Consider the following 21082-nt stretch of genomic DNA (forward strand, 5'->3'; position numbering starts at 1 on the left):
TTTCCGATTCATGTTACAATAAGAATAATTATTTTTGTTCGGCGTAAAGGATAGCATGAAGAAAGACTTTTCGTCTTGAGGATACTTTGGGCAAGGATAGTATAATACATTGTGTGGTAACGCACTAGGAGGCAACAAACATGGAACAAGGTACAGTAAAATGGTTTAACGCAGAAAAAGGTTTTGGATTTATCGAACGTGAAGAAGGAGACGATGTATTCGTACATTTCTCAGCTATCCAAGGTGACGGATTCAAATCTTTAGACGAAGGTCAAAAAGTAACTTTTGACGTAGAGCAAGGTTCTCGTGGAGCTCAAGCTGCTAACGTTCAAAAAACTGCTTAATCTTCATTTTTTAAAACAGGTTCTCTGTAGAGAGCCTGTTTTTTTGTGTTTTCATTTATTTCTGCAATAAAAAACCCTACTCAGCGTACAAGTAGGGAGATGTTACAAGGTAATCGTAAAAAAATTCATGCTTCAAAGGTTTATCAACAGTATAGCATATTGGATTTACAATATGCGGAATTTGCTTAAATAAATTCTTTTTTCTTTACTGGTCGAAGATAGAGGGATTTGTTCGTAGAGAAAATGTATTCAAAAAATGGGGAAGCAGGTAGACAATATTAGCAGAAACTCTTGATTTGTTTTTCAGTGATTCCTTTGATGACTTCTAGCTCACTAATCAAATAACCATAAGCATCGTCGAGCATTTTCTTTTCGCTTGCATTCAGTTTTTTTCTTTCTTCATTCGCATGAGATCACGTACCACTTCAGCGCCTTCTAGTATGTCGCCCGTTTTGATTTTGTCGGTGTTGATTTTATATCTCTCTTTCCATGGCAATAACTTATCTGATGTTCCATTTTGAAAAGTGTGCATAATGTTCTTTAAGGCAAGTATATCTGTAACAGGTCTTATTCTTGACCTTGACATCTTCCTTGTAGGAATCATCACTTTCATATGGCTAACGGCCATCTTAATGACATAATACTGTTGTTTTTCATCAGAGAATTCTTTTTCTTCTATGGCTTCAATTATACCTGCTCCGTGCATTGGATAAACAATGTTATCACCAATTTGAAACATATCATCCGCCTCCATATCATGTATCTACTTTAAGGGTACCACACTTAGAGGTAAAATAATCAAATTTTTAATAATAACATGTTTATTTATTTTTTGTCAATAAATTTTGTTCTGAAAAAGAGAGATTTTTTCATGTGAATTTCGGATGGTTTTTGATCATATCCTCAAGAATCCTTGCTACAAGAAAAACAGAATATCCACCATTAAAAAAAGACCAGCCATTGAGCTGGTCTTTCCAAATAGAATTCGATCATAATGTCGAAATATCAATCACAAACCGATAACGCACATCACTTTTGAGCACACGTTCATATGCTTCATCGACTTGGTTTGCGTTGATCACTTCAATTTGTGGTGCGATTTTGTGAGCAGCTGCGAAATCGAGCATTTCTTGTGTTTCTTGGATGCCGCCAACGAGTGAGCCGGCGATGCTGCGACGTCCCGTAATTAATGAAAACACATGGAAGTTGTCTGGCTTTGGTGGTGCACCGACGTTCACTAATGTTCCGTCAACACGAAGTAAGGACAAATAGGCATCCACGTTGATATTGGCAGAGACGGTATTGAGAATGAGGTCATATTGACCGGCTAGTGTCTGAAACGTATCAGGGTCACTTGTAGCAAAATAGTCTTTTGCACCAAATGACAGCGCCTCTTCTTTTTTATTCAAAGAGCGGCTTAATACAGTCACTTCTGCGCCAAGTGCGCGTGCAAATTGAATGGCGACATGACCTAGACCGCCCATTCCGACAATCGCCACTTTTTTGCCAGGCCCAGCCTTCCAGTGTTTTAACGGAGAATACGTTGTGATGCCGGCACAGAGAAGGGGGCTGGCGACATCGAGGGAGAGCTGGTCAGGAATATTGACAACAAATCGTTCTGTCACAACAATTTTCTGACTGTAACCGCCGTAAGTTGGTTCTCCATCATAATCCAGGTTATTATAAGTTTGAACGACTCCTTTCTTGCAATATTGTTCATCTCCATTTTGGCAATATTCACATGTACCGCAAGAATCGACAAAACAACCGACACCTACACGATCACCAATGTTGAATTTCGTGACAGCATCCCCAACAGCTGAAACAACTCCAGTAATCTCATGACCCGGAACCATTGGGAAAATACCGCCGCCCCATTCATCAAAGGCACTGTGGATATCTGAATGACAGATCCCGCTAAACTGAATATCAATTAAAATATCATGTGGACGAAGTGCTCTTCGTTCAATGGTTGTCCGTTCAAAGTTTGCTTTTGCATGGGAAACACTTAAAACGTTTGATTGGTGCGTCTGACACATTCTTGATCATCCTTTCAAAAGTAAGATTCGGGCCTTCCTCTATACTGTACGTCTTAAAGTGAACTTTAAGTCAACATAGAACCCTCTGATCGCCTCAATTCAGGCTTTAGCATCAACCTTGAATCAAGATTTGAGCCAAAAGTATCTTGTCTTCTCGATTAAAATGGAGATGATGGGAAAAGGGAGATCGTCAAGTAAGAGAAAGAAGAGAAGGGTGAAAACAATGAAAATAGCACAAGCCGCCAAGCAGCTCGATTTATCTACTGCTACGCTCAGGTATTATGAGAATATAGGTTTAATTAGACCGATCAGGCGTGATGAAAATGGTGTTCGTGATTATACAGAAGAAGATATTCAGTGGATAGAATTTATTAAATGTATGAGAAATGCGGGTCTGTCAATTGATGCTCTTAGAGAATATACGGCTTTATTTATCGAGGGAGAGGATCGTACATTGTCCTCAAGGAAGAGTATTTTGGTCAATGAGAGAGAAAGACTCGTAGACAAACAAAAGGAAATCGAAGAAACGATTAAACGGTTAGATTACAAGATCGAAAGTTATGAAGATATTATCCACAGTTATGAACAAAAACTAGTTCATCAATTAAAAACGAGCTCTATTTAAATGAAGAAAAACCTGTGACTTGTCACAGGTTTTGTGATGTGGTTATCTTTTTGTGTAACGCACCCAATTGTAATGAGCGTAAAGTGGAGTAACACCGTTGTAGGAGCCGAGCCATTCATCGACACCTGCACCATTCCATAAGTTCATCATAATCTTTCCCGGTGTTTGAGGGATTTGAGTAGTAGCCGTATGTTTTAATTGACCGTCCACATACCATTTAATCGAGTTAGGCTGCCAGTCGAACGCATATGTGTGATAAGAGTTTGCTGCATCAAAACCAAGGTTGACGATTTTTTCATGATTTCCGACACCATTGGTATAATAGTTAAACTGAACTTTTGTCGTATCTTTTCCTAGAAATTCGATGTCGATTTCATCCCAAGGCGTACCATCAGTCGGTCCCGTATAAGTAAAGAACGAAGACACGATCCCAACATTTTTGGCTGGTTTCATGTTTACTTCATATAGCCCATAGCCATATGTTTGAGTAGAACGGTTTTCTCCGCAGTCAAACTTATTATAGTAGGGACTTGTGAGCGATAATCGCATTTCCCCTAACGACGTCATGGAGACATTGTTTGCGCGCCACGTACAGTTGAACATATTTCCGTTCGAGTACCCATCGGCTTTTTGCCATAACCCGGTATTATAGTTGTTGAACGGTTCATAAAACGACCCGCCCGTTTGTGCCGAGGCACTTGCAGCAAATGTGGACAAACTTAAGAATAATCCAGTGACAAGCAGCATCAACAATCGTTTTACACGGTAAGACATGTAGGCATTCCCCTCTCTTTTTTTGAAAGCGTTTTCTTTTTGATCATACATGATTCTCTCAAAATGGAAAATCGGTCTAAATAATGATAAACAGTGTGTTTTTTTAATAGAATGAAAAGAAAATTGATAGGTAAAAAATAATGATTGACAAAGCGGACAGTTGTCCGTAAGATAATACCGGTACAATTGTCCTAATGAAAATGAAAGAAATTTGATTTACACATAGAGATATATGCAAGGTGGATGAAGGTAAAGAAGGTGAAGCATCATGGAAAAGGATATTGGAAAGGAAATTGAAGAGGTCGCTTTTTCTTTGTTTCAAGAGTTTGGTGTAGAGAATGTCAGTATGCATAAAATTGCTAAAACAGCTGGTGTTGGACAGGGTACTCTTTACCGCCGATATGCCAATAAAAGTGATTTATGCCTTTCGATCCTTGGAGAAAAATTTGAACAACTGATCCCTGCGTTGCATCTTTACTTAAGTAAAATCAGTGATCAGCCGGTTCGTGAGCGTTTACGATATGTTCTTGAAGAAATTCATCTCATCGTCGGTCATCATTTAGATTGGATTCGCATGCTCACAATCTCTGGGAACTTAGAGCAGACAAGTAAAGTATATGATTGTCATTACAGTCAATCACTCAAACAAATCATTCGTGATTTGCTCGAGGAAGCGAAAGTAAAGGGAGAAGCAAACATACAAGACATTGAGTTGACGACATTATGTATGTCCTCTCCAATGACGCCTGAACTCATGTTTTATATTCATGAATCTGGCTACTCAATCGAAAAAATTGCACAATTCGCTGCGGAAAAACAAATTTTATCTGTTTTTCAACGACAATGAAGTGGCTCATTTCTGACTAGCCTGACTTCCTAAGATTGCTCAATATTGAAAAAGAAAAGGAGCCAACTTAATATGAACAAACAGCAAACAGCAGCTTCCGACATTCGAACGCTGCCCATTATTATTTCATTTATCACAGCTGGATTTATTGGACTGTTTAGTGAAACGGCACTCAACATGGCGCTGAGAAGTTTAACATTAGACTTTGGTATTGAAGCAACGACTGCTCAGTGGCTTACAACCGGTTATTTATTAACACTAGGGATTCTTGTTCCAATTTCAGGCCTCATTCTTCAATGGTTTACAACAAGACAGCTTTTCATAACTTCACTGGTCTTTTCGATCATCGGTACATTTATTGCGGCCGTTGCACCAGTCTTCAGTATTTTAATGGTGGCACGTGTGGTGCAGGCAGTAGGAACAGCCTTGCTCCTTCCATTGATGTTTAATACGATTTTGGTCATCATTCCGCCTCATAAAAGAGGTAGATCAATGGGGATTATCGGTCTTGTCATTATGTTTGCCCCAGCAGTTGGTCCAACTGTCTCTGGTCTCATTCTTAAATCGTTAACATGGCATTGGATTTTTTGGATTTCGCTTCCGTTATTAGTTGCTGCACTCGTATTTGGGTATATTTTTATGCAAAATATTACGGAACCCACGAGACCGAAAATCGACATTTTATCGATTGTGTTATCAACCATCGGTTTCGGTGGAATTGTGTATGGTTTTAGCAGTGCCGGTGAAGGCGGTGGCTGGAGCAGTATGCATGTGATTGTGGCGATTGTTGTAGGTGTCATTGGCATTCTTGTGTTCTCCCTAAGACAGTTAAACATGAAAGAACCGATGTTGAATTTAAGCCCATTTAAATATCCAATGTTTGTGATCGGGTTACTTCTGATCTTAGTGTGTATGATGGTGATGCTGTCTGCTATGATGATTTTGCCATTATATCTGCAAACGTCCTTGGCACTTTCTACATTTACAGCAGGTTTAATGCTATTACCAGGTGGAATTATCAATGGACTGCTATCGCCAATCATGGGTGGGCTTTTTGATAAATTTGGGCCGAAGTGGCTTGTCATCCCAGGCCTTGTCATCGTTGCAGCGACCATGTTTGGCTTCACGAACTTAAGTGTGAATACGTCCATCGGTTATATCGTGACGCTTCATATTACGTTAATGATAGGAATTGCGATGATCATGATGCCTGCCCAAACAAATGGATTAAATCAGCTGCCGCCAGAGCTATATCCGCACGGTACAGCGATTATGAATACATTGCAGCAAGTGTCAGGAGCGATTGGGACTGCGGTTGGTATCTCGATCCTTTCATCAGGAGCGCGCAGTTTTATGGAAAATGTGGCTGATCCCGCAAATCCAGTCAATAAGCTGCTCGCCTTTACAAATGGCGTCCAGCATGCCTTTATCTTTGCTGTCATCATGACAGTGATTGGCTTGGTGATTGCTTTCTTTATTAAACGAGTGAAAGTAGAACAACAAGTATCATAATATATGAAAAGCACTGAGGACTTAGCACCGCAGTGCTTTTTTTATTTACTCATAGGGGTGAATGTTTGTTTCAAAGGAGCTGAAAATGGGGAGATAGATAAAAAGCAACGACTCTCTGACGACATTGAAGGAAAAGGCGAAATTCGTAACGAATGGATAGAGATAAAAGAATAAGATAGGAGCTGAGATCATGAACTTAGACGAACAAATTAAAATGGCTGAGTCATTGCGTCAACCAGCTGAAGATTCATTAGCTGGTCAATCAGAACTTAAGCCAGTCCACCCTCCTGAAGTGAACAAAATGGAATATGATATCCCAACGGGTGCTGGTAAAACAAAGGTGTGGGTATTTAAACCTGTGAAAACATTGAAACAACCCCTACCTGTTTTCGTCAATTTGCATGGGGGCGGTTTTATACTTGGAAGTGCTGAAATGGATAATCATTGGTGTCCGGTCATAGCAGATCGTGCGGAGTGTATCGTCGTCAATGTGGAATATCAGCTGGCACCGGAACACCCTTTTCCGGCCGCTCTTCATGAATGCTACGATGTGATGAAATGGTTATATGAACATCCTGATGAACTACAAATAGACCCAAATCGATTAGCCATTGGCGGACATAGTGCAGGTGGGAATTTGGCAACAGCGGTTTGTTTGCTTGATATCCAAAAAGGGAACAAACTTCCGATTGTCTATCAAGTGCTTGATTATCCGCCGCTTGATTTAGCTACTGATCCAGCACAAAAGCCAGCGTTTGAAGAAGCAATTCCAGTTGAAATGGCGAGACTGTTTAATGCCTTCTATCTGCAAGGTCAAGATCCGCACAATCCGCTCGTTTCTCCAGTCTTTGCAGAGAGAGAAGTCTTAGCACAAATGCCCCCAGCTCTTGTTATCACAGCTGAGAAAGATTCACTAGCTGAAGAAGCTGAGCATTATGCGGACAAGTTAAAAGAAGCAGGGGTAGATGTCACATACAAACAATTTAAAGGAGTCCCTCATGCGTTCACTCATGCCGGAGATTTAGAGATAGCTGAAGAGGCTTGGCATCTAATGAGCGATCAGCTTAAGAAGGCGTTTGAATAAGAAATATTCGGATATAAGTAAAAAGCACAGACCTTTTTTTCTGTGCTTTTTTTGTGTTCTTGCTGACGTCCTGAAAAGAAGTGTAGATACAACAATCACAACTGTCGATATAATAGAAAGATAGAAGACAACTAAAAAAGGAGCTAATAGAATGAAAAAAGAGACACTACAGGCATTTTGTCTTTCTTTACAAGGAGCAACCCACGACTATCAACCTGAGTGGCAGGCAGATCGTTATCATATAGGTGGAAAGATGTTCGCCATGATGGGGGGAGACGTCGATCGCAAGCCAGTCATCACTTTAAAATGTGATCCGCAACGCGCTGAAGAATTAAGAGAAATGCATGAAGGAATTATTCCCGGATATTACATGAATAAGACGCATTGGAATTCTATTTATCTTGATGCAGATATTCCATCTTCATTTGTCGAAGAGCTAATTGAACATTCCTATCAACTGGTTTTTCACAAATTAACAAAAAAAGCTCAGCAGGCTATCCTCCAACATGATTCAAAAGAAACCGATTAAAAGCTGAACGTTCAGTTGTTCATGACTCTTTGAATCTCTTCAAAATTGACTAGAGTCACATGCTCTCGCTATACTTTAAACAGCTAGAAGATACGAATAGGGGGATATACAATGGGCTATACAGTCATTACAGGGGCAAGTTCAGGTATTGGATATGAAACGGCTTTGGCCTTTGCAGCAAGAGGAAAAAATCTGATCTTAGCTGCACGCCGGCTTGATAAACTCCAAGAACTGAAGGGAAAGGTTCTAGAAACATATCCCGATATTCAAGTGAAAGTCCAGTCTGTTGATTTAACAGACAGAGAGCAAGTGTATTCTTTCTATGAGTCATTAGCTGGTGATGAGCTGGATACGTTCATTAATAATGCCGGGTTTGGCCATTTTGGTTCAATAGGAGAGCAGGATGTGAAAAAAATTGGGGACATGCTTCATCTCAATATTGAAGCGTTAACAATTTTATCCACTCTGTTTGTCCGTGATTATGAGCAAAAAGAGGGGAAGCAGCTAATCAATATCTCTTCAAGAGCGGGTTATACCGTCGTCGGCAACGCTGTCACTTATTCAGCCACGAAATTTTATGTGAGCGCCTTTACAGAAGGGCTGGCCCTAGAATTGAAAGAAAAAGGAGCCAAATTACAGGCAAAAGTATTAGCGCCTGCTGCGACAGAATCGGAATTTGCAAAGCGTTCATTAGATGTCGATCAATTCGAATATGAAGGCACTATCAAGAAATATCACACATCAAAAGAAATGGCAGCGTGCTTGCTTGAGCTTTACGACAGTTCAAAAACAGTTGGTATCGTTGATGGGAAGACATTTGATTTTGAATTGAAGGACCCCATTTTTTTACACGCTGGCACAAGCATGAAATAAAAAGTTCCAATCACTGAGGATAGATTCTCTTAGTGACTCTTATTCATCATTCAAAACCCATGATCACATCAGTAGGTCACCGAGCCGAAAGATGTCTTGGATAATGTGGAGCACTGTCAACACATACTAGAATAGATAAAAACACCTACACATTAGGTGTTTTTTTTATGCATTTTTTGATAAATCAAAGAATCGCAGGTCCAGTAGATGAGACTGCTGACAATTATGATCGGAAGGGATGTGGAGCTCTCAATTCCATCCATAACAAAAAGCATGACAATCATTGCTATCAGTAAGTAAGCCGCTAAATAAAGAGGATGAAAAGCCTTGGGCTGTAAAGAAAACAACAACTGTAAAGGTACCGCAAAGATGAAATAATAAACAAAAAAGATGGGAGTGTAAAACATCATAAACGCAGGCTCGCCCTGAATCGGTGGATATAAACATACGAACAAGCTGAGTAAAATGGAACTGAAGAATAGTGTGAGTAGGATTTTGTAAAATGGTTGAACGGAACGCACTGTATGTACTCCTTTTTTGTAAGATTTCCTATATTTTATCATAAATGGGTTGAGAATAATTTCTGAAGTCAATTTAGGTATTATGGTATAAATAAATTTTGATAATAGTGTCCTTTTTCCTTTATTTGGTTCTGTGACTTTCACCTCATGCTGATGAATGAAGGAATGGTATAAAGTAAACCCTATAGACAGATAATTATTCATCACATTTAAGAAAAGAGATGATCTTATGAACGTAACAAAATGGTTTGGTGCTGCCCTTCTTTCTGTTTCACTATTGGTGACCGCAGCTTGTGCGAACGATAGCACTCAAGAGAATAATCAAAGTAATCAAGAAAGCACTACCAGTGAAACAAAAGAAAAAAACACGGCTGTTGAGACAGGGAACAAATCTTTATCCAATATTAAGGTGCTGGCAACAGGCGGAACGATTGCCGGTAGTTCAGACAGCAATACAGATACGACTGGATATAAATCTGGTGCACTTGGAATCGATAAAGTCATTGCTTCCGTACCACAGCTGAAGGATATTGCAAATGTCACGGGTGAGCAAGTAGCGAACGTCGGCAGTGAAAATGTGGATAACGCTCTGCTTTTAAAATTAGCGAAACGAGTCAATCAGCTTTTAAATGATGATCAAGTGGATGGCATTGTGGTGACACATGGAACAGATACGTTAGAAGAAACGGCCTATTTTTTACATTTGGTTGTAAAAAGTGATAAGCCAGTGGTGGTCGTGGGTTCCATGAGGCCAGCATCTGCCATTAGTGCGGATGGCCCGCTTAACCTGTATCATGCAGTGAAAATTGCTTCGACAAAAGAAGCCAAAGGCAAAGGTGTAATGGTGACATTAAATGACCGAATTGCCTCTGCTCGTTTTATTACGAAGACAAATACCACCACAACCGATTCGTTCAAGTCTCTTGAGCAAGGGTACATTGGAGAAGTGGCGGGTGAAGTTGTCTCTTTTTATAACGAACCGACAAGAAAACATACAGCTGACAGTGAATTCGATATTTCAAAGCTAAAAGAACTGCCGCAAGTGGGTATCTTATACGGCTATCAAAATGATCAAAAGTATGTGTATGATGCTGCGGTTAAAGCAGGAGCGAAAGGCATTGTCGTTGCCGCGGCAGGAAATGGAACGATGTCAACAGAAGCGATCAATGGGGCAACAGATGCAGTGAAGAAAGACGTGGTGATCGTGAGGTCAAGCCGTGCAGGAAATGGCATTGTCACACATGAAAAAATGGATGATGAACATCATTTTGTCTCATCGGATTCATTAAATCCACAAAAAGCCCGCATTTTACTCATGCTGGCTCTGACGAAAACAAAAGATCCAGATAAAATTCAATCCTATTACGAGCAGTATTAAAAAGAAGAAGACCCGACGAATCATTGGGTCTTTTTTATATGTGGTACCTGATGTTCAGCCCGTTTTTTTAAAGAGAGTAAAATGTCTCTCCAAACATCATCTATATCAGTCAGAAAATGTCCTGCTTGCTCGATATAGTGCGTTTTGGCGTTTGGAATGTTCGGAGCAATGCTTTCTATCTCTGCAAAAGGGGCCATCTGATCCTCTTTTCCATGCCAGACATCCACAGGGATTTGTATTTCTTTCATATCGAATGCCCATGACCGTGAGAGTAAATCTGGTTCATGAATACATTCATCAACTGATTGACGAGTAGCTTCGTATAAATGCCGCATCATCAGCTCCAGTTGCTCATCGGTTTGAAGAAATTGCCGATCCGATGGATGTAAATGTTTGTTCCCTTTTTTCGTTAGTTTCTTAAATTTCTCTGGTTTCTTTTCAATTAGTTTTTTCTGAGCGCGATAACTTGCCTTTAAGAGCCAAGGCATTCTTTTACTGAGGAAAAAGGCAATCTTGTTCTCCTTTAGCATACTTTTAGGCGGTTTACCATCCTGAAATGGGGTGGTACTTGAGACGAGAGCAGCTGAAAGAATGTGGTCTGGCAATTGATAGGCACAACCAGCAGCGAATGCCCCGCCTCCAGAGACACCAATCACTGAAAAATGGGAGATGTCAAGATGATCGGCCACTTCCTGTACGTCTTTTGCCCAGTCTAAAATGGTACGGTTAGGTTGCGGATCAGATAAACCAAAACCAGGTCTGTCTAAAGAAATGAGACGAATGCCAAGCTCTTTTGAGATTGGATCATCATCTAAAAACATCACTCTCGATCCAGGTGTCCCATGAAAAAAGAATACTGGGAATCCTTCAAGATCACCGTATTGAGACAAACCAATATGACGTCCATCTTGCAAATGAATCCTGTCCATATGAACATCCCCTTCATCGTTTATCTAGCTTACATATTCATGCATGAAAGGCCGGGTTAAGGCGTTTCTTTCGCAATTTGATAGATTTTTTCGTAAAGCGATAATAATGTTTTTAGATCTTCTTTTGAAAGCTTGGCATAGTATTTTTGAATAAGATGTAGCTGAATTTTTTCAATATCTTTATGATAGTCATGGCCCTTTTGAGCAAAATCAACAATGATTTCTCTACGGTTATGTGGATTAATCTCTCTTTTCACATATCCAAGCTGTTCAAGCTTTGATATGAGCTGGCTAGCGGCACTAGATGAAATGGAGAAATAATCAGCTAGTTCATTGATTGTTCTCGTCTTCGACCGCAGCAATTCAAGTGTCAGTTCTTGTTTGCTTGTTAAATCTGCATACTCATTTTTCAAGAATCGTTGATACTCTTCTACATAGATAGAACCTAGTGCGTTTGAGTACTCAATGATTTTTTTGCTGTAATGAATGATATCCTCATCCAATGACATCACCTCTTTTCTCCTATATTATATGCGATCTTAATATTTAAGTAAAGTTAAATGTTAAGAAAAATTAAATAAAAGAGGGATAGATGTGATGAGAAAATGACCTCTACCTCCACTTTCTCATCAACAATGGACAAAGAATACTTCCTGTTATCCCTAAGCATTCATAAAACATAGTTGGTTTGATTTTGAACATGTAGTAGGCTAAGGTGGCAATGAATAGATCATAAAAGAAAAACAAGTATACGTCCTTTTTGGTGATGGCATAAATGATCGTTTTGTTTGTTTTCACTTAGATTCACTCCTTAGGAAGTCGATGCCTTTTTCATTGTATTATGGGCGATCTCCATTTATAATAAAAAAATAAACCAACTGGTCGGTTTTATTTGTCCATGTGAAGAAAAGCAAGGTAGAAGGGATTGTTCATAGATGACAAGTACACAAAGCGGGGCTGGAAAAAGTGAAAAGACGAAGCAGAAGATTGTCACCGCTTCACGTGATTTATTTGCGAAAAAAGGATATTCCGAAACATCCGTGCGAGATATTCTAGAGGCGGCTGAGATTAGTAAAGGCAACCTCTATCATCATTTTAAAGGAAAAGAGTTTTTGTTCCTTCATATTATGGAAGAGGATCATCGATTCATGATGGAGACGTGGCATGAAGAGAAACAAACGCTGCACCGGGCCATTGATAAGCTCGCAGGGTTTGCAGAGCTGCTTAGTCAAATGGGGATTAACTATCCTTTAATGAGAGCAAGTGAAGAATTCTGTGCCAGTGCATTTACATCAGATGAAGTCATGGAGCGGCTGAACAAGATTGATGTAGACTTTGATGATGTAATGCGAGACATCCTGCTTGAAGGAAACGAAGATGGCAGCTGGTCGATTCAGCATGTTGAATCAAAAGTGAAAATATTACTTTCTGTATTCTATGGATTAGACGTGTTATATAAAAATGACACGATGCAGCAGAAAAAGGAATTACAAAAAGAGGCGATCTCATTGTTTATTCACGGAATCAACCATCATGAGTAACAAGTGAGTCAGTAAAGGGGAAACAAACATCATGCAAAAACCGATTCGTGAGCAAAAAGCGGTACTTGTTATTTTATTAAGTAATATATTTATTGCGTTTTTAGGCATCGGTCTGATTATACCTGTCATGCCGCTCTTTATGAATGTCATGCATTTAACGGGCAGTACGATGGGATATCTTGTGGCGGCGTTTGCTGTTGCACAGCTTATCGCATCACCTATTGCGGGAAGATGGGTAGACCGATACGGAAGAAAGATCATGATTGTGTCTGGGCTGTTTCTATTCGCGTTATCAGAACTCGTTTTTGGCCTTGGGACACATGTGTATGTTCTGTATTTTGCAAGGCTTCTAGGCGGTATTAGTGCGGCATTTATCATGCCGGCTGTCACTGCCTATGTCGCTGATATCACAACCGTTCAAGAAAGATCAAAGGCAATGGGGTATGTATCCGCTGCTATTAGTACCGGATTTATCATCGGCCCGGGAATTGGCGGATTTATTGCAGAATATGGCGTTCGCCTGCCGTTTTTCTTTGCAGCAGGGATTGCATTTATTGCTGTGATTTCGTCTATGTTTATGCTGAAGGAACCATTAACAAAAGAAGAGCGAGAAGAGCAAATGGATCAAGTGAAGGAATCGACCTTCTTTAAAGACTTGAAAAAATCGATCCATCCAAGCTATCTCATCGCCTTCATCATTGTCTTTGTGCTGGCGTTTGGACTATCGGCATATGAAACGGTCTTTAGCTTGTTTACAAATCACAAGTTTGGATTTGGTCCGAAGGATATTGCGATTATCATTACCGTCAGTTCAATTGTAGCCGTCATCATTCAAGTCCTCGTGTTTGGTAAAATGGTGAATGCGCTTGGGGAGAAACGAGTTATTCAACTATGCTTGATTGTTGGAGCAGTTCTCGCTTTTGTTTCCACAGTCGTGTCAGGCTTTATGGTTGTGCTGATCGTGACGTGTGTGATTTTCCTTGCGTTCGATTTATTGCGCCCTGCACTCACGACCTTCTTATCAAAAATCGCTGGCAATCAGCAAGGATTTGTCGCAGGGATGAACTCTACCTACACAAGTCTTGGTACGATCTTTGGCCCGGCACTTGGCGGAATTTTATTCGATCAAAATATTCATTTCCCTTTTCTGTTTGCAGGTGTTGTCTTATTTCTTGGATTGGGCTTAACTCTTATTTGGAAGGGGAAGGTGACAGAAGAGGCATCAGGAGAATAATGAAAAGCAGATACTACCAATGCTTGTGTCTAGTGAGGAAATAATCCTTTTCCTAAAAAATCCTGTTGATAATTTACTAGTAGATTAAAAAATAAAGTAATAAAATGGAACACCAAAGATTTATTCAAAAATCTTTATTGAAAAAAGTGAGACCTTTTTTAGGTCTCTTTTTTTATGATTGAATAAAGAGTTAGAAATTTCATTTGAAATTAAGAAATGCTCAAAGTTAATTTGAATATTTTAATCTTCTTTTTTTGATTAAAAATACCTAATTAAAATGATTTTTATCATATGAATATATTGACAAAATAACCATATTGAACTATTGTATATGATATTATTGTAAAAATGGAGGATGAAATGAAGATAATTACAGTATTATTAGGATGTATATTAGTGTTTAACTTTTTTTTCACCAATGATATTGAAGCTGCATCAACAAATGTTACACAGGTGAAATCAAATAATGATTATACATTAGGTGAAATTCAAACTATTTTAGAGACCTATTTAAAAAATAACGGTAAAAATCTTAGTTTAAATACTCAAGAATTTGATCAATTTGCTACAGATCAATTATTAGATGACAAAGATAAAGCTCTTGTCAATCATGAAAAATATGGGATGATATGTGACTTTCTAGTTTATTATTTACAAGAAAGACAAAATAATAATGATATTAGTAAGATGAAAAATAAAACAATTGGGCAAATCAGTAAAGAAGGTTTAGAAGAAGAAAATAATGTAGAACAAATAGTTAAAGAAAATGAGAATAAAATAAAAGCCTTTGGAAGTTCTTATAGTGTAACTAAAGCACAAGCATATGCAAGAAAATGGTACAATGGGAGAAATAGAAATTATAATGATTACTCAGGAGCAGGTGGAGATTGCACTAACTATGTATCTCAAATTCTTTATTCTGGTGGAAAGAAAGAGGAACAAGATAGGAAGAGGGCTGAACCACTAAAGGTTAATAATACTACCTATTATTGGTACAGTTTTATAAATAGTCTAGAAACAGGAAAGATATTTAGGTATGGACGCGCAGTCTCTTCTTCATGGATAAGAGTATCTGATTTTGGTGCTTATTGGGCTAGATCACAAAAAGTAAAAACTTACAATAATACTAAAGACGTTATCAAGAATGCTAAACCTGGAGATGTCATTCAGTTTATGAAAAATGGACGAAGTACTTATTTCCATACTATGTTTGTATATGGTAAATCCAATGGCACTTTACAGTTGTCGGGTCATTCAACTGACTATTTAAAAAGGAATATTAAGAATATATCAGGTATCAAGAAATATAGGTTAATTAAGTTTACATAAACAATATCAAAGTAATATAAAATAGAGTTTAGGAGTCGAACATGAAGACGAAATCATTAGTGGTTATAGTCACAACAATAATCCTCGTTATTCTTTTGGGATGGTTTCTTTTTGAAGCCACACATCAGCCGCCTATTTTAACGGGAACCTCTAAAGATGGTAAATGGCATGTAACATACGAGCCAGAAGAAGATATTGATCTTGCCAGTCAGAATTTATGGGCTGTCCATCTCACTTGGAATGAGCGTCCTAAGATGTATGTAAAGGAGTTTTCCTTTAAAGAAAATGGGGTAACAGTTTCATCTGGAAATGGAAAGGATGAACAAGTAAAAGCGCAAAAAATGGCAGTTGCAATCATGGCTGATCAGCCTGATCCAGCTAAACAATATGAAGTAAATCTCCTTTGGGAGGATAATGGTGTATTAAAAGAAGATGTTATTAAAGTGGATCACCAAATAAAGAGAGCGTTTGTTTTACCGAATCTTATAAAACGAATTTTCCATTTGTACTAATTGCATGAGTTATTCAAAAAGAGACCTTTCAAATAAGGTCTCTTTTTTTTAAGGCTGCGGCTTCAGGTGATTCAGTGCCTGCGCCAGTTTTTGATTTTGTTGCTTTTTGTAAAATAGAAAGGCGATGATATGGCCTACTAATGTGAGAAAGGCTATACCGATAAAATAAGGCATGATCCATTCGAGCAGTGTAGTCGAATATAAAGCGACGGCTCCTACTTGAAACCCTAAATTGACGACAGTGGAGATGAGAATGTTGGTGGGTGCTGGAAAGGTAAAGTAGTTCCATAGTAAAGGATACATGACCCCAAAGACGATGCCTGCCAGAGTACCGATGCCAATGATGTGCCACACGTAATGAAAAGGGATAGAGGATGACCATTGAGTGATTGACAGGATGAGTGTCAGCCATACGATAGAGACAAAAGCTGTTTGCATAAATTGATGTTTTAGTTCCTTGATCATTTGAATCGCTCCTTTATATATTTGGCGTAATGACGACTGACGGTGTAGCTGTTTTTCGAGATGGTTTCGACCTCTAAGCGAGCGTACGTACCAGCGACAAAGCTGTCGACTTGCGCTAAATTGAGAATGACTGCATTGTTGATACGATAGAAATGTTCACGCTCTAACGACTTCAGATCCTTCAGCCGTTTACTGAGAAAATACGTCGTACCCTGAGTCGTGATCACCTTTGACAGATGTCCAAGCGCAGAGATCGCTTCAATTTGTTCTAATGGTAAAAGAGACTGCCGATCATTTTTTGGATCTTTGACCGTTAGAGATGTACTAGTCTCCAGCATTGATGCCATCTTTTGTAAACGTTCTTGGTTATGTGGATGGCTGATGACGTCTACTTCCGTCACATCCTTTTCTTGATTCCAGATCAAACGAAATTTCATCCATAAACCTCCTCTCACAATGAGCATAGCAATAGATGAAAGCGAATGCGATTGAATGTTGCTTTGATGCAGAAGAATTCTTTTTGTTGCAAAGATTCACCGCGTGTCTGCGGCTTTCCTTTATAATGAAAAGATACTCGTTCGTGAATGGAGGAATGATGTTGTATCTTGTAGATCAACAAAGGACAGGAGCGGTAAAAGAGGGAATTCGGCAGATTGATCCTGCCTATCCAGTGTTCGTAGATGCGATACTCGATGGCGTGATACAAGGAGATTTATATGTGGATCACCGAGATCACCCGTGTGTCTATTTTGCAGGGACGACAACCGGCATTTATTATGTCGCAGGCAAGACAGAAGCAGCACTATCATTATGTTCAACGTTCATTGTGGATGTTTATAAAAAGCAGAAAAGAGAGAACAGACGGTTCACTTTGTTTTCAGCAAATCCAGCATCAGATGAGATGATGAAAAAATGCTTCGGTTCCCAACTGAATGAAATGCAAAGACATGCGTATTCTTATGACTTGACCTCTCCTGATCTGATTGTGCCTGGTCAAGACGAAATGATCAAACGCACGAATGAACAAGTTATTGCCGCAAGCAAAGTATTCCCATCCAGCTATTATGAAGCATATTGGGGAGGAGTAGATCACTTTTTATCTAATGGCGTCGGAGTTGCCATCTTAAATGGTGAAGATGTGGTCAGTGAATGTGTCTCTATTTTTTTAAGTGAAAAACGTGTGGAAATCGATATTTGGACAGATGAAGCCTGCCGTGGAAAAGGGTTGGCTTTGTTAGCAGCTCAGCAAATGATCAGCATCTGTGTTGAAAAAGGGAAGACACCGCATTGGGATTGCGATGTCCATCATGCAGCCTCGGCCAAATTGGCAGAGAAGCTAGGTTTTCAGTGGACAAAGACGTATCGCTTATTTTATGCCTCACGCTGAAAAGGTTTTGAGATACCAAGCATCCATGGCAGAATGCTCTGAGCCTTCAATCGGTGCAGGAAGAAGAGAGAAGTCATACCGTTGATAAAGACCAGTAGCAGCTGTTAATTCACTGCGGGTTTCTAAATAACAAGCATCGTAGTATGTAGCAGCATATTGCAGGGCCGTATCCATCAGTTTCTTGCCCGCACCTTTGCCTTGTGCTTTTGGGCTTAAATAAAGCTTTTGCAGCTCACAAATGCCATCTGTGAAAGGGGCAATGCCAACGCCACCAACAACTTCACCATGTTCTTCGGCAATCCAATAGGCTGCATGAGTCAATGATTGATAGTATTCGAAAAGCTGATCAAGGTGCGGGTCTGTGTAGGCTGTACCTTCAATCGCAAGATTCGCTGATTCTAATGACTGGCGGATAATGGCCGCGATAAAAGGATTGTCCTGCTTTTGAATCGGTCTAATATTCATTGGAAAAACCTCCGTTGTCATAGGATAAAAAAGAAAAGGAGTTGATGCGATATGTTCTGGCTGCAAACCGCTATTTTTACTGTCATTGTACTCTGTCTCTCGTGGTGGGCAGGAAAAAGACGCAGGCATCGCCATGCCGGGCTGATTGTTCCGGTATGTATCACCTTGTTTGGATTGCTGTTATTGATCGGCAGTTTCTTCATCGGCAGATGGGAAGGGATGGCGCTCAGCATATCAAGCGTCTCTATCGTTCTCTCTTCTATCATTTGTTTGATCATCGTTACAGGGGTTCATTTGTTTAAAAAAGATGACCCATCGTAGGCTGGGACATTTTTATGATTTGATTCTATCGTATTCCTCACGAAGGATGCCCATCATGATGACATCCGAATAAGCACCGTTGAAATAGAGCGCTTGACGTCTTTTTCCTTCATATTGAAATCCGGCTTTCTCATAGCTTCGAAAGGCTCGTGGGTTATGGGAAAAAACTTCAAGCTCAAGCCGATTGAGTTCTAACGTCTCAAAGGCAAATGTTTGGACCATCCGAACAGCCTCAGTGCCATATCCTTTGTGAAAATGCTCTGGACCATGTAGCGCAATGCGGAAACTTGCCGTATGGTTTATCGGATCAATATCTACAATCGCCGCATCCCCGATCATTTCTTTCGTGTCTAGCAGACAAATAGCAAAGTCTCGTCTACTGTCATCTAGCAGAAAACGGGTATAGGCTGAACGAATTTCTTCTAGTGTGAACGTTTTGCGTGTGCCAGTCATATAAAGTGTTTCTGCATGCTGGCATCCTCTATGAATACCAGGATAATCTTTTTCTTCAATCGGTCTCAAGAATAATCGAGTCATGATGGATCAGCCTCCTCTATATATCGGGAGATTTCAATTAAGTTCATATCAGGATCACGGATATAAATGGATTCAATCGGACCTAATGCACCAGAACGTCTGACCGGACCTTCTTCAATTGGAACAACCTGCTTTCGAAGATGAAGCAATAAACTGTCTATATCTAAATCGGTGATAAAACACAAGTCAGCAGATCCAGGCTGGGGATGAGCAGCTTTTGGTTCAAATTCATGACCCGCTTCATGCAGGTTAATCTTTTGTAAGCCAAAACGAAGGGCTTTACGGCCTTCTCCAAAAGTTTCTTCCTTCATTCCTAATACGTTTGTATAAAAGCGAATGGTTTCCTCCATATGTTGAACAGTCAACACGATATGATCAAGTCGTCGTATCATCAGTCTCTCCTCCAAGTATGATCATTGTCTGAACTGCTTCTATTATATCATCCCTTGAAGAAGATACCTTATTTGATCACGGTTTTATAACTCCAGCTTTCTAGGGACATCTCTTCTCCGTGCAGTACTCTCTCATCAAACTCCGTCCACCCATTTTTTCGATAGAAATGACGATTGGCCTCGTTATGTGTAATCAGTGTGAACAGTCCGCCGCCTTGCCGGGCGATAAAGGGGAAAAGACATTGCTTTAACATACGACTTCCAAGTTTTTTTCCTTGTTGGTCTTTTGCAACGACAAGAGCTTCTAAATACCAGTAAGGTTTCTTTAAGGAAGAACACGCTTTTTTTGCCTCCTTTAACATACGGAACACATGCTGAATCGCCGATATGCCACCAGTAAAGAGCAGCTTTAACCCACCAGATAACACATAATCCATGAGTCCTGGTTCAGGAAGACGGGGATGTTTTAACAGGGCGGCAGACACAATTTTCTCGTTCTCAACCCCGACCAAACAGATTTGATGCTGAAAATATACCTTTGTATTGATCAAATGCAGCTGACGGGCGAAAGCAGAACGCTTGGTAACCTTTTCGCATAATAAATCAAAAAATGAATAGTTCTGAAATGAATCATCTAACAACGCTGCCACTTGAGGCAGTTCATCCTCTCTAGCAAGTCTGAATTGAAACATATGATGGTCCTCCTTTTTTTGAACAGATATAGATTATTGAACATGTGTCCATTATAATAAGAGGAAAATAAACCGAACATCGGCAATGAATGATCTCTTGTTCATAAATAGACAGGTATAGCCAGATTGTTCAAAAATGGAGGGTGTTTGATGAAGGACAGACGAACAATCAAAACCAAAAAGGCGATACGGGAAAGCTTTCTTGAGCTTTTAAAGGATAAAGATGTTCAACAAATTACAGTATCAGAGCTATCTAGAAGAGCGGATTTAGGAAGAGGGACCTTTTATTTGCACTACCAAGATGTATTTGATTTGCATGAACAGCTTGAGAAGGAACTATTCGATCAGCTTGGCGGACTATACGATGAATCGTTTCCAAGCCAGGACCCGCTTGATATGCTGTCCTTTTTAAACAAAACAACTGAGTATTTAAAAGAAAAACAATTCATGATGACGTTGTTTGTCAAACCGAATAGCCCAACGACGAATCAATTCAAATCCTTTTTTAAAGAAAAAATCATGAAAGAGTGGCAGCTTGATCAGCGGCAAATTACGGAGCATGAACAGATTGTGGCCTCATTTGTTGTGTCTGGTGTTGTTGGTGTACTGGAGGAATGGATTCATGAAGGGATGATAGTCGAAGCGGGGCAGCTTGCACACATCTTGTACAAACTTCTCATGAAGGTAGAACAGGAATCGTAAGAAACGAATGGATCATTTATCATTTATCTATTCTTTCTGTTAAAATGGGA

At 39.6% G+C, this 21082-nt stretch carries 27 protein-coding genes and 1 pseudogene; 15 read left to right on the plus strand and 13 right to left on the minus strand.

Features of this window, described 5'->3' with window-relative positions:
* Positions 1 to 140 precede the first annotated feature (140 nt).
* Positions 141 to 344: a cold-shock protein gene (locus NSQ52_RS02845; protein WP_003214229.1), complete on the plus strand. Its 204-nt coding sequence runs from the start codon at positions 141 to 143 to the stop codon at positions 342 to 344.
* A 278-nt stretch (positions 345 to 622) separates the two neighbouring features.
* Here the strand turns inward: NSQ52_RS02845 and NSQ52_RS02850 are convergent.
* Together NSQ52_RS02850 and NSQ52_RS02855 are read right to left on the minus strand one after the other, a co-directional pair.
* Positions 623 to 1083: pseudogene (locus NSQ52_RS02850) on the minus strand (CarD family transcriptional regulator).
* A gap of 250 nt (positions 1084 to 1333) precedes the next feature.
* Complete coding sequence (locus NSQ52_RS02855; RefSeq protein ID WP_342473895.1) at positions 1334 to 2383, minus strand: NAD(P)-dependent alcohol dehydrogenase; 1050 nt, start codon at positions 2381 to 2383, stop codon at positions 1334 to 1336.
* A 223-nt stretch (positions 2384 to 2606) separates the two neighbouring features.
* On the opposite strand from NSQ52_RS02855, the gene NSQ52_RS02860 reads away from it, so the two are divergent.
* Positions 2607 to 3008: a MerR family transcriptional regulator gene (locus NSQ52_RS02860; protein WP_039169850.1), complete on the plus strand. Its 402-nt coding sequence runs from the start codon at positions 2607 to 2609 to the stop codon at positions 3006 to 3008.
* Between the two features lie 42 nt (positions 3009 to 3050).
* Here NSQ52_RS02860 and NSQ52_RS02865 read toward each other — a convergent pair whose 3' ends face one another.
* Positions 3051 to 3782, minus strand: coding sequence for a glycoside hydrolase family 16 protein (locus NSQ52_RS02865; RefSeq protein WP_342473896.1), 732 nt, complete (start codon positions 3780 to 3782; stop codon positions 3051 to 3053).
* A gap of 268 nt (positions 3783 to 4050) precedes the next feature.
* Here NSQ52_RS02865 and NSQ52_RS02870 point away from each other — a divergent pair, with 268 nt between their 5' ends.
* From NSQ52_RS02870 to NSQ52_RS02890, 5 genes are all read left to right on the plus strand, one after another.
* Positions 4051 to 4629 carry a TetR/AcrR family transcriptional regulator gene (locus NSQ52_RS02870; protein ID WP_039169846.1) on the plus strand — a complete coding sequence of 193 codons (579 nt, stop codon included), beginning with the start codon at positions 4051 to 4053 and terminating at the stop codon, positions 4627 to 4629.
* 72 nt (positions 4630 to 4701) lie between these two features.
* Complete coding sequence (locus NSQ52_RS02875; RefSeq protein WP_045035253.1) at positions 4702 to 6141, plus strand: DHA2 family efflux MFS transporter permease subunit; 1440 nt, start codon at positions 4702 to 4704, stop codon at positions 6139 to 6141.
* A 190-nt stretch (positions 6142 to 6331) separates the two neighbouring features.
* Positions 6332 to 7225, plus strand: a complete 894-nt coding sequence (locus tag NSQ52_RS02880; protein ID WP_216896061.1) for an alpha/beta hydrolase — start codon at positions 6332 to 6334, stop codon at positions 7223 to 7225.
* Positions 7226 to 7376: 151 nt separating this feature from the next.
* Positions 7377 to 7754 carry an MmcQ/YjbR family DNA-binding protein gene (locus NSQ52_RS02885; RefSeq protein ID WP_019743360.1) on the plus strand — a complete coding sequence of 126 codons (378 nt, stop codon included), beginning with the start codon at positions 7377 to 7379 and terminating at the stop codon, positions 7752 to 7754.
* A gap of 111 nt (positions 7755 to 7865) precedes the next feature.
* Positions 7866 to 8627, plus strand: coding sequence for an SDR family NAD(P)-dependent oxidoreductase (locus NSQ52_RS02890; RefSeq protein WP_342473897.1), 762 nt, complete (start codon positions 7866 to 7868; stop codon positions 8625 to 8627).
* Between the two features lie 152 nt (positions 8628 to 8779).
* On the opposite strand, the gene NSQ52_RS02895 is transcribed toward NSQ52_RS02890, so the two are convergent.
* Positions 8780 to 9352, minus strand: coding sequence for a UPF0715 family protein (locus NSQ52_RS02895; RefSeq protein WP_342473898.1), 573 nt, complete (start codon positions 9350 to 9352; stop codon positions 8780 to 8782).
* A gap of 25 nt (positions 9353 to 9377) precedes the next feature.
* Here NSQ52_RS02895 and NSQ52_RS02900 point away from each other — a divergent pair, with 25 nt between their 5' ends.
* Positions 9378 to 10526 (plus strand): type II asparaginase, encoded by a 1149-nt coding sequence (locus tag NSQ52_RS02900; protein WP_342473899.1) that lies wholly within the window; start codon positions 9378 to 9380, stop codon positions 10524 to 10526.
* Between the two features lie 20 nt (positions 10527 to 10546).
* On the opposite strand, the gene NSQ52_RS02905 is transcribed toward NSQ52_RS02900, so the two are convergent.
* The 3 genes from NSQ52_RS02905 to NSQ52_RS02915 all read right to left on the minus strand — a co-directional run bounded on the left by NSQ52_RS02905 (position 10547) and on the right by NSQ52_RS02915 (position 12253).
* Positions 10547 to 11455 carry an alpha/beta hydrolase gene (locus NSQ52_RS02905; protein WP_342473900.1) on the minus strand — a complete coding sequence of 303 codons (909 nt, stop codon included), beginning with the start codon at positions 11453 to 11455 and terminating at the stop codon, positions 10547 to 10549.
* A 56-nt stretch (positions 11456 to 11511) separates the two neighbouring features.
* Complete coding sequence (locus tag NSQ52_RS02910; protein ID WP_019743356.1) at positions 11512 to 11964, minus strand: MarR family transcriptional regulator; 453 nt, start codon at positions 11962 to 11964, stop codon at positions 11512 to 11514.
* Positions 11965 to 12067: 103 nt separating this feature from the next.
* Entirely contained in the window at positions 12068 to 12253 is a 186-nt protein-coding gene (locus NSQ52_RS02915; RefSeq protein ID WP_024719177.1) for a hypothetical protein, read from the minus strand.
* 137 nt (positions 12254 to 12390) lie between these two features.
* Between NSQ52_RS02915 and NSQ52_RS02920 the strand changes: the two genes are divergently transcribed.
* The 4 genes from NSQ52_RS02920 to NSQ52_RS02935 all read left to right on the plus strand — a co-directional run bounded on the left by NSQ52_RS02920 (position 12391) and on the right by NSQ52_RS02935 (position 16071).
* A complete protein-coding gene (locus NSQ52_RS02920) occupies positions 12391 to 12996 on the plus strand; it encodes a TetR/AcrR family transcriptional regulator (protein ID WP_007496429.1) in 606 nt (201 codons plus the stop codon).
* A gap of 31 nt (positions 12997 to 13027) precedes the next feature.
* Positions 13028 to 14230 carry an MFS transporter gene (locus NSQ52_RS02925; RefSeq protein ID WP_326112480.1) on the plus strand — a complete coding sequence of 401 codons (1203 nt, stop codon included), beginning with the start codon at positions 13028 to 13030 and terminating at the stop codon, positions 14228 to 14230.
* 360 nt (positions 14231 to 14590) lie between these two features.
* Complete coding sequence (locus tag NSQ52_RS02930) at positions 14591 to 15559, plus strand: amidase domain-containing protein (protein ID WP_327872471.1); 969 nt, start codon at positions 14591 to 14593, stop codon at positions 15557 to 15559.
* 41 nt (positions 15560 to 15600) lie between these two features.
* Positions 15601 to 16071: a hypothetical protein gene (locus NSQ52_RS02935; protein ID WP_024719174.1), complete on the plus strand. Its 471-nt coding sequence runs from the start codon at positions 15601 to 15603 to the stop codon at positions 16069 to 16071.
* Between the two features lie 48 nt (positions 16072 to 16119).
* Here NSQ52_RS02935 and NSQ52_RS02940 read toward each other — a convergent pair whose 3' ends face one another.
* On the minus strand, positions 16120 to 16536 hold the full coding sequence (locus NSQ52_RS02940; protein ID WP_072368465.1) for a hypothetical protein: 417 nt from the start codon (positions 16534 to 16536) through the stop codon (positions 16120 to 16122).
* Complete coding sequence (locus NSQ52_RS02945) at positions 16533 to 16973, minus strand: LytTR family DNA-binding domain-containing protein (protein WP_024719172.1); 441 nt, start codon at positions 16971 to 16973, stop codon at positions 16533 to 16535. The genes NSQ52_RS02940 and NSQ52_RS02945 overlap by 4 nt, the downstream gene beginning before the upstream one ends.
* 161 nt (positions 16974 to 17134) lie before the next feature.
* On the opposite strand from NSQ52_RS02945, the gene NSQ52_RS02950 reads away from it, so the two are divergent.
* Positions 17135 to 17923: a GNAT family N-acetyltransferase gene (locus NSQ52_RS02950; protein WP_342473901.1), complete on the plus strand. Its 789-nt coding sequence runs from the start codon at positions 17135 to 17137 to the stop codon at positions 17921 to 17923.
* Here the strand turns inward: NSQ52_RS02950 and NSQ52_RS02955 are convergent.
* Positions 17915 to 18388, minus strand: a complete 474-nt coding sequence (locus NSQ52_RS02955) for a GNAT family N-acetyltransferase (protein ID WP_025206816.1) — start codon at positions 18386 to 18388, stop codon at positions 17915 to 17917. The two genes, NSQ52_RS02950 and NSQ52_RS02955, sit on opposite strands and share 9 nt — an antisense overlap.
* A 51-nt stretch (positions 18389 to 18439) precedes the next feature.
* On the opposite strand from NSQ52_RS02955, the gene NSQ52_RS02960 reads away from it, so the two are divergent.
* Positions 18440 to 18709 carry a YesK-like family protein gene (locus NSQ52_RS02960; RefSeq protein WP_035390333.1) on the plus strand — a complete coding sequence of 90 codons (270 nt, stop codon included), beginning with the start codon at positions 18440 to 18442 and terminating at the stop codon, positions 18707 to 18709.
* Between the two features lie 12 nt (positions 18710 to 18721).
* Here NSQ52_RS02960 and NSQ52_RS02965 read toward each other — a convergent pair whose 3' ends face one another.
* The 3 genes from NSQ52_RS02965 to NSQ52_RS02975 form a co-directional block, all read right to left on the minus strand.
* Positions 18722 to 19246: a GNAT family protein gene (locus NSQ52_RS02965; RefSeq protein ID WP_024719169.1), complete on the minus strand. Its 525-nt coding sequence runs from the start codon at positions 19244 to 19246 to the stop codon at positions 18722 to 18724.
* Complete coding sequence (locus NSQ52_RS02970; RefSeq protein WP_008346708.1) at positions 19243 to 19638, minus strand: VOC family protein; 396 nt, start codon at positions 19636 to 19638, stop codon at positions 19243 to 19245. The genes NSQ52_RS02965 and NSQ52_RS02970 overlap by 4 nt, the downstream gene beginning before the upstream one ends.
* A 68-nt stretch (positions 19639 to 19706) precedes the next feature.
* Positions 19707 to 20330: a GNAT family N-acetyltransferase gene (locus tag NSQ52_RS02975; RefSeq protein WP_342473902.1), complete on the minus strand. Its 624-nt coding sequence runs from the start codon at positions 20328 to 20330 to the stop codon at positions 19707 to 19709.
* 150 nt (positions 20331 to 20480) lie between these two features.
* Here NSQ52_RS02975 and NSQ52_RS02980 point away from each other — a divergent pair, with 150 nt between their 5' ends.
* Entirely contained in the window at positions 20481 to 21032 is a 552-nt protein-coding gene (locus tag NSQ52_RS02980) for a TetR/AcrR family transcriptional regulator (RefSeq protein ID WP_342473903.1), read from the plus strand.
* The last annotated feature ends 50 nt before the right edge of the window (positions 21033 to 21082 follow it).

Origin of the sequence: Bacillus sp. FSL W8-1141 (assembly GCF_038593205.1) — a bacterium.
Classification (GTDB): domain Bacteria; phylum Bacillota; class Bacilli; order Bacillales; family Bacillaceae; genus Bacillus; species Bacillus altitudinis.

What these genes read in the sequence shown, in the direction of transcription:
- NSQ52_RS02905 (WP_342473900.1), bottom strand. Translation starts at nt 11,455, where the DNA reads ATGGACAGGATTCATTTGCAAGATGGACGTCATATTGGTTTGTCTCAA.
- NSQ52_RS02930 (WP_327872471.1), top strand. Translation starts at nt 14,591, where the DNA reads ATGAAGATAATTACAGTATTATTAGGATGTATATTAGTGTTTAACTTT.
- NSQ52_RS02875 (WP_045035253.1), top strand. Translation starts at nt 4,702, where the DNA reads ATGAACAAACAGCAAACAGCAGCTTCCGACATTCGAACGCTGCCCATT.
- NSQ52_RS02955 (WP_025206816.1), bottom strand. Translation starts at nt 18,388, where the DNA reads ATGAATATTAGACCGATTCAAAAGCAGGACAATCCTTTTATCGCGGCC.
- NSQ52_RS02935 (WP_024719174.1), top strand. Translation starts at nt 15,601, where the DNA reads ATGAAGACGAAATCATTAGTGGTTATAGTCACAACAATAATCCTCGTT.
- NSQ52_RS02965 (WP_024719169.1), bottom strand. Translation starts at nt 19,246, where the DNA reads ATGACTCGATTATTCTTGAGACCGATTGAAGAAAAAGATTATCCTGGT.
- NSQ52_RS02945 (WP_024719172.1), bottom strand. Translation starts at nt 16,973, where the DNA reads ATGAAATTTCGTTTGATCTGGAATCAAGAAAAGGATGTGACGGAAGTA.
- NSQ52_RS02980 (WP_342473903.1), top strand. Translation starts at nt 20,481, where the DNA reads ATGAAGGACAGACGAACAATCAAAACCAAAAAGGCGATACGGGAAAGC.
- NSQ52_RS02920 (WP_007496429.1), top strand. Translation starts at nt 12,391, where the DNA reads ATGACAAGTACACAAAGCGGGGCTGGAAAAAGTGAAAAGACGAAGCAG.
- NSQ52_RS02885 (WP_019743360.1), top strand. Translation starts at nt 7,377, where the DNA reads ATGAAAAAAGAGACACTACAGGCATTTTGTCTTTCTTTACAAGGAGCA.
- NSQ52_RS02880 (WP_216896061.1), top strand. Translation starts at nt 6,332, where the DNA reads ATGAACTTAGACGAACAAATTAAAATGGCTGAGTCATTGCGTCAACCA.
- NSQ52_RS02960 (WP_035390333.1), top strand. Translation starts at nt 18,440, where the DNA reads ATGTTCTGGCTGCAAACCGCTATTTTTACTGTCATTGTACTCTGTCTC.
- NSQ52_RS02860 (WP_039169850.1), top strand. Translation starts at nt 2,607, where the DNA reads ATGAAAATAGCACAAGCCGCCAAGCAGCTCGATTTATCTACTGCTACG.
- NSQ52_RS02855 (WP_342473895.1), bottom strand. Translation starts at nt 2,383, where the DNA reads ATGTGTCAGACGCACCAATCAAACGTTTTAAGTGTTTCCCATGCAAAA.
- NSQ52_RS02900 (WP_342473899.1), top strand. Translation starts at nt 9,378, where the DNA reads ATGAACGTAACAAAATGGTTTGGTGCTGCCCTTCTTTCTGTTTCACTA.
- NSQ52_RS02845 (WP_003214229.1), top strand. Translation starts at nt 141, where the DNA reads ATGGAACAAGGTACAGTAAAATGGTTTAACGCAGAAAAAGGTTTTGGA.
- NSQ52_RS02940 (WP_072368465.1), bottom strand. Translation starts at nt 16,536, where the DNA reads ATGATCAAGGAACTAAAACATCAATTTATGCAAACAGCTTTTGTCTCT.
- NSQ52_RS02890 (WP_342473897.1), top strand. Translation starts at nt 7,866, where the DNA reads ATGGGCTATACAGTCATTACAGGGGCAAGTTCAGGTATTGGATATGAA.
- NSQ52_RS02865 (WP_342473896.1), bottom strand. Translation starts at nt 3,782, where the DNA reads ATGTCTTACCGTGTAAAACGATTGTTGATGCTGCTTGTCACTGGATTA.
- NSQ52_RS02975 (WP_342473902.1), bottom strand. Translation starts at nt 20,330, where the DNA reads ATGTTTCAATTCAGACTTGCTAGAGAGGATGAACTGCCTCAAGTGGCA.
- NSQ52_RS02970 (WP_008346708.1), bottom strand. Translation starts at nt 19,638, where the DNA reads ATGATACGACGACTTGATCATATCGTGTTGACTGTTCAACATATGGAG.
- NSQ52_RS02910 (WP_019743356.1), bottom strand. Translation starts at nt 11,964, where the DNA reads ATGTCATTGGATGAGGATATCATTCATTACAGCAAAAAAATCATTGAG.
- NSQ52_RS02870 (WP_039169846.1), top strand. Translation starts at nt 4,051, where the DNA reads ATGGAAAAGGATATTGGAAAGGAAATTGAAGAGGTCGCTTTTTCTTTG.
- NSQ52_RS02895 (WP_342473898.1), bottom strand. Translation starts at nt 9,352, where the DNA reads ATGAATAATTATCTGTCTATAGGGTTTACTTTATACCATTCCTTCATT.
- NSQ52_RS02925 (WP_326112480.1), top strand. Translation starts at nt 13,028, where the DNA reads ATGCAAAAACCGATTCGTGAGCAAAAAGCGGTACTTGTTATTTTATTA.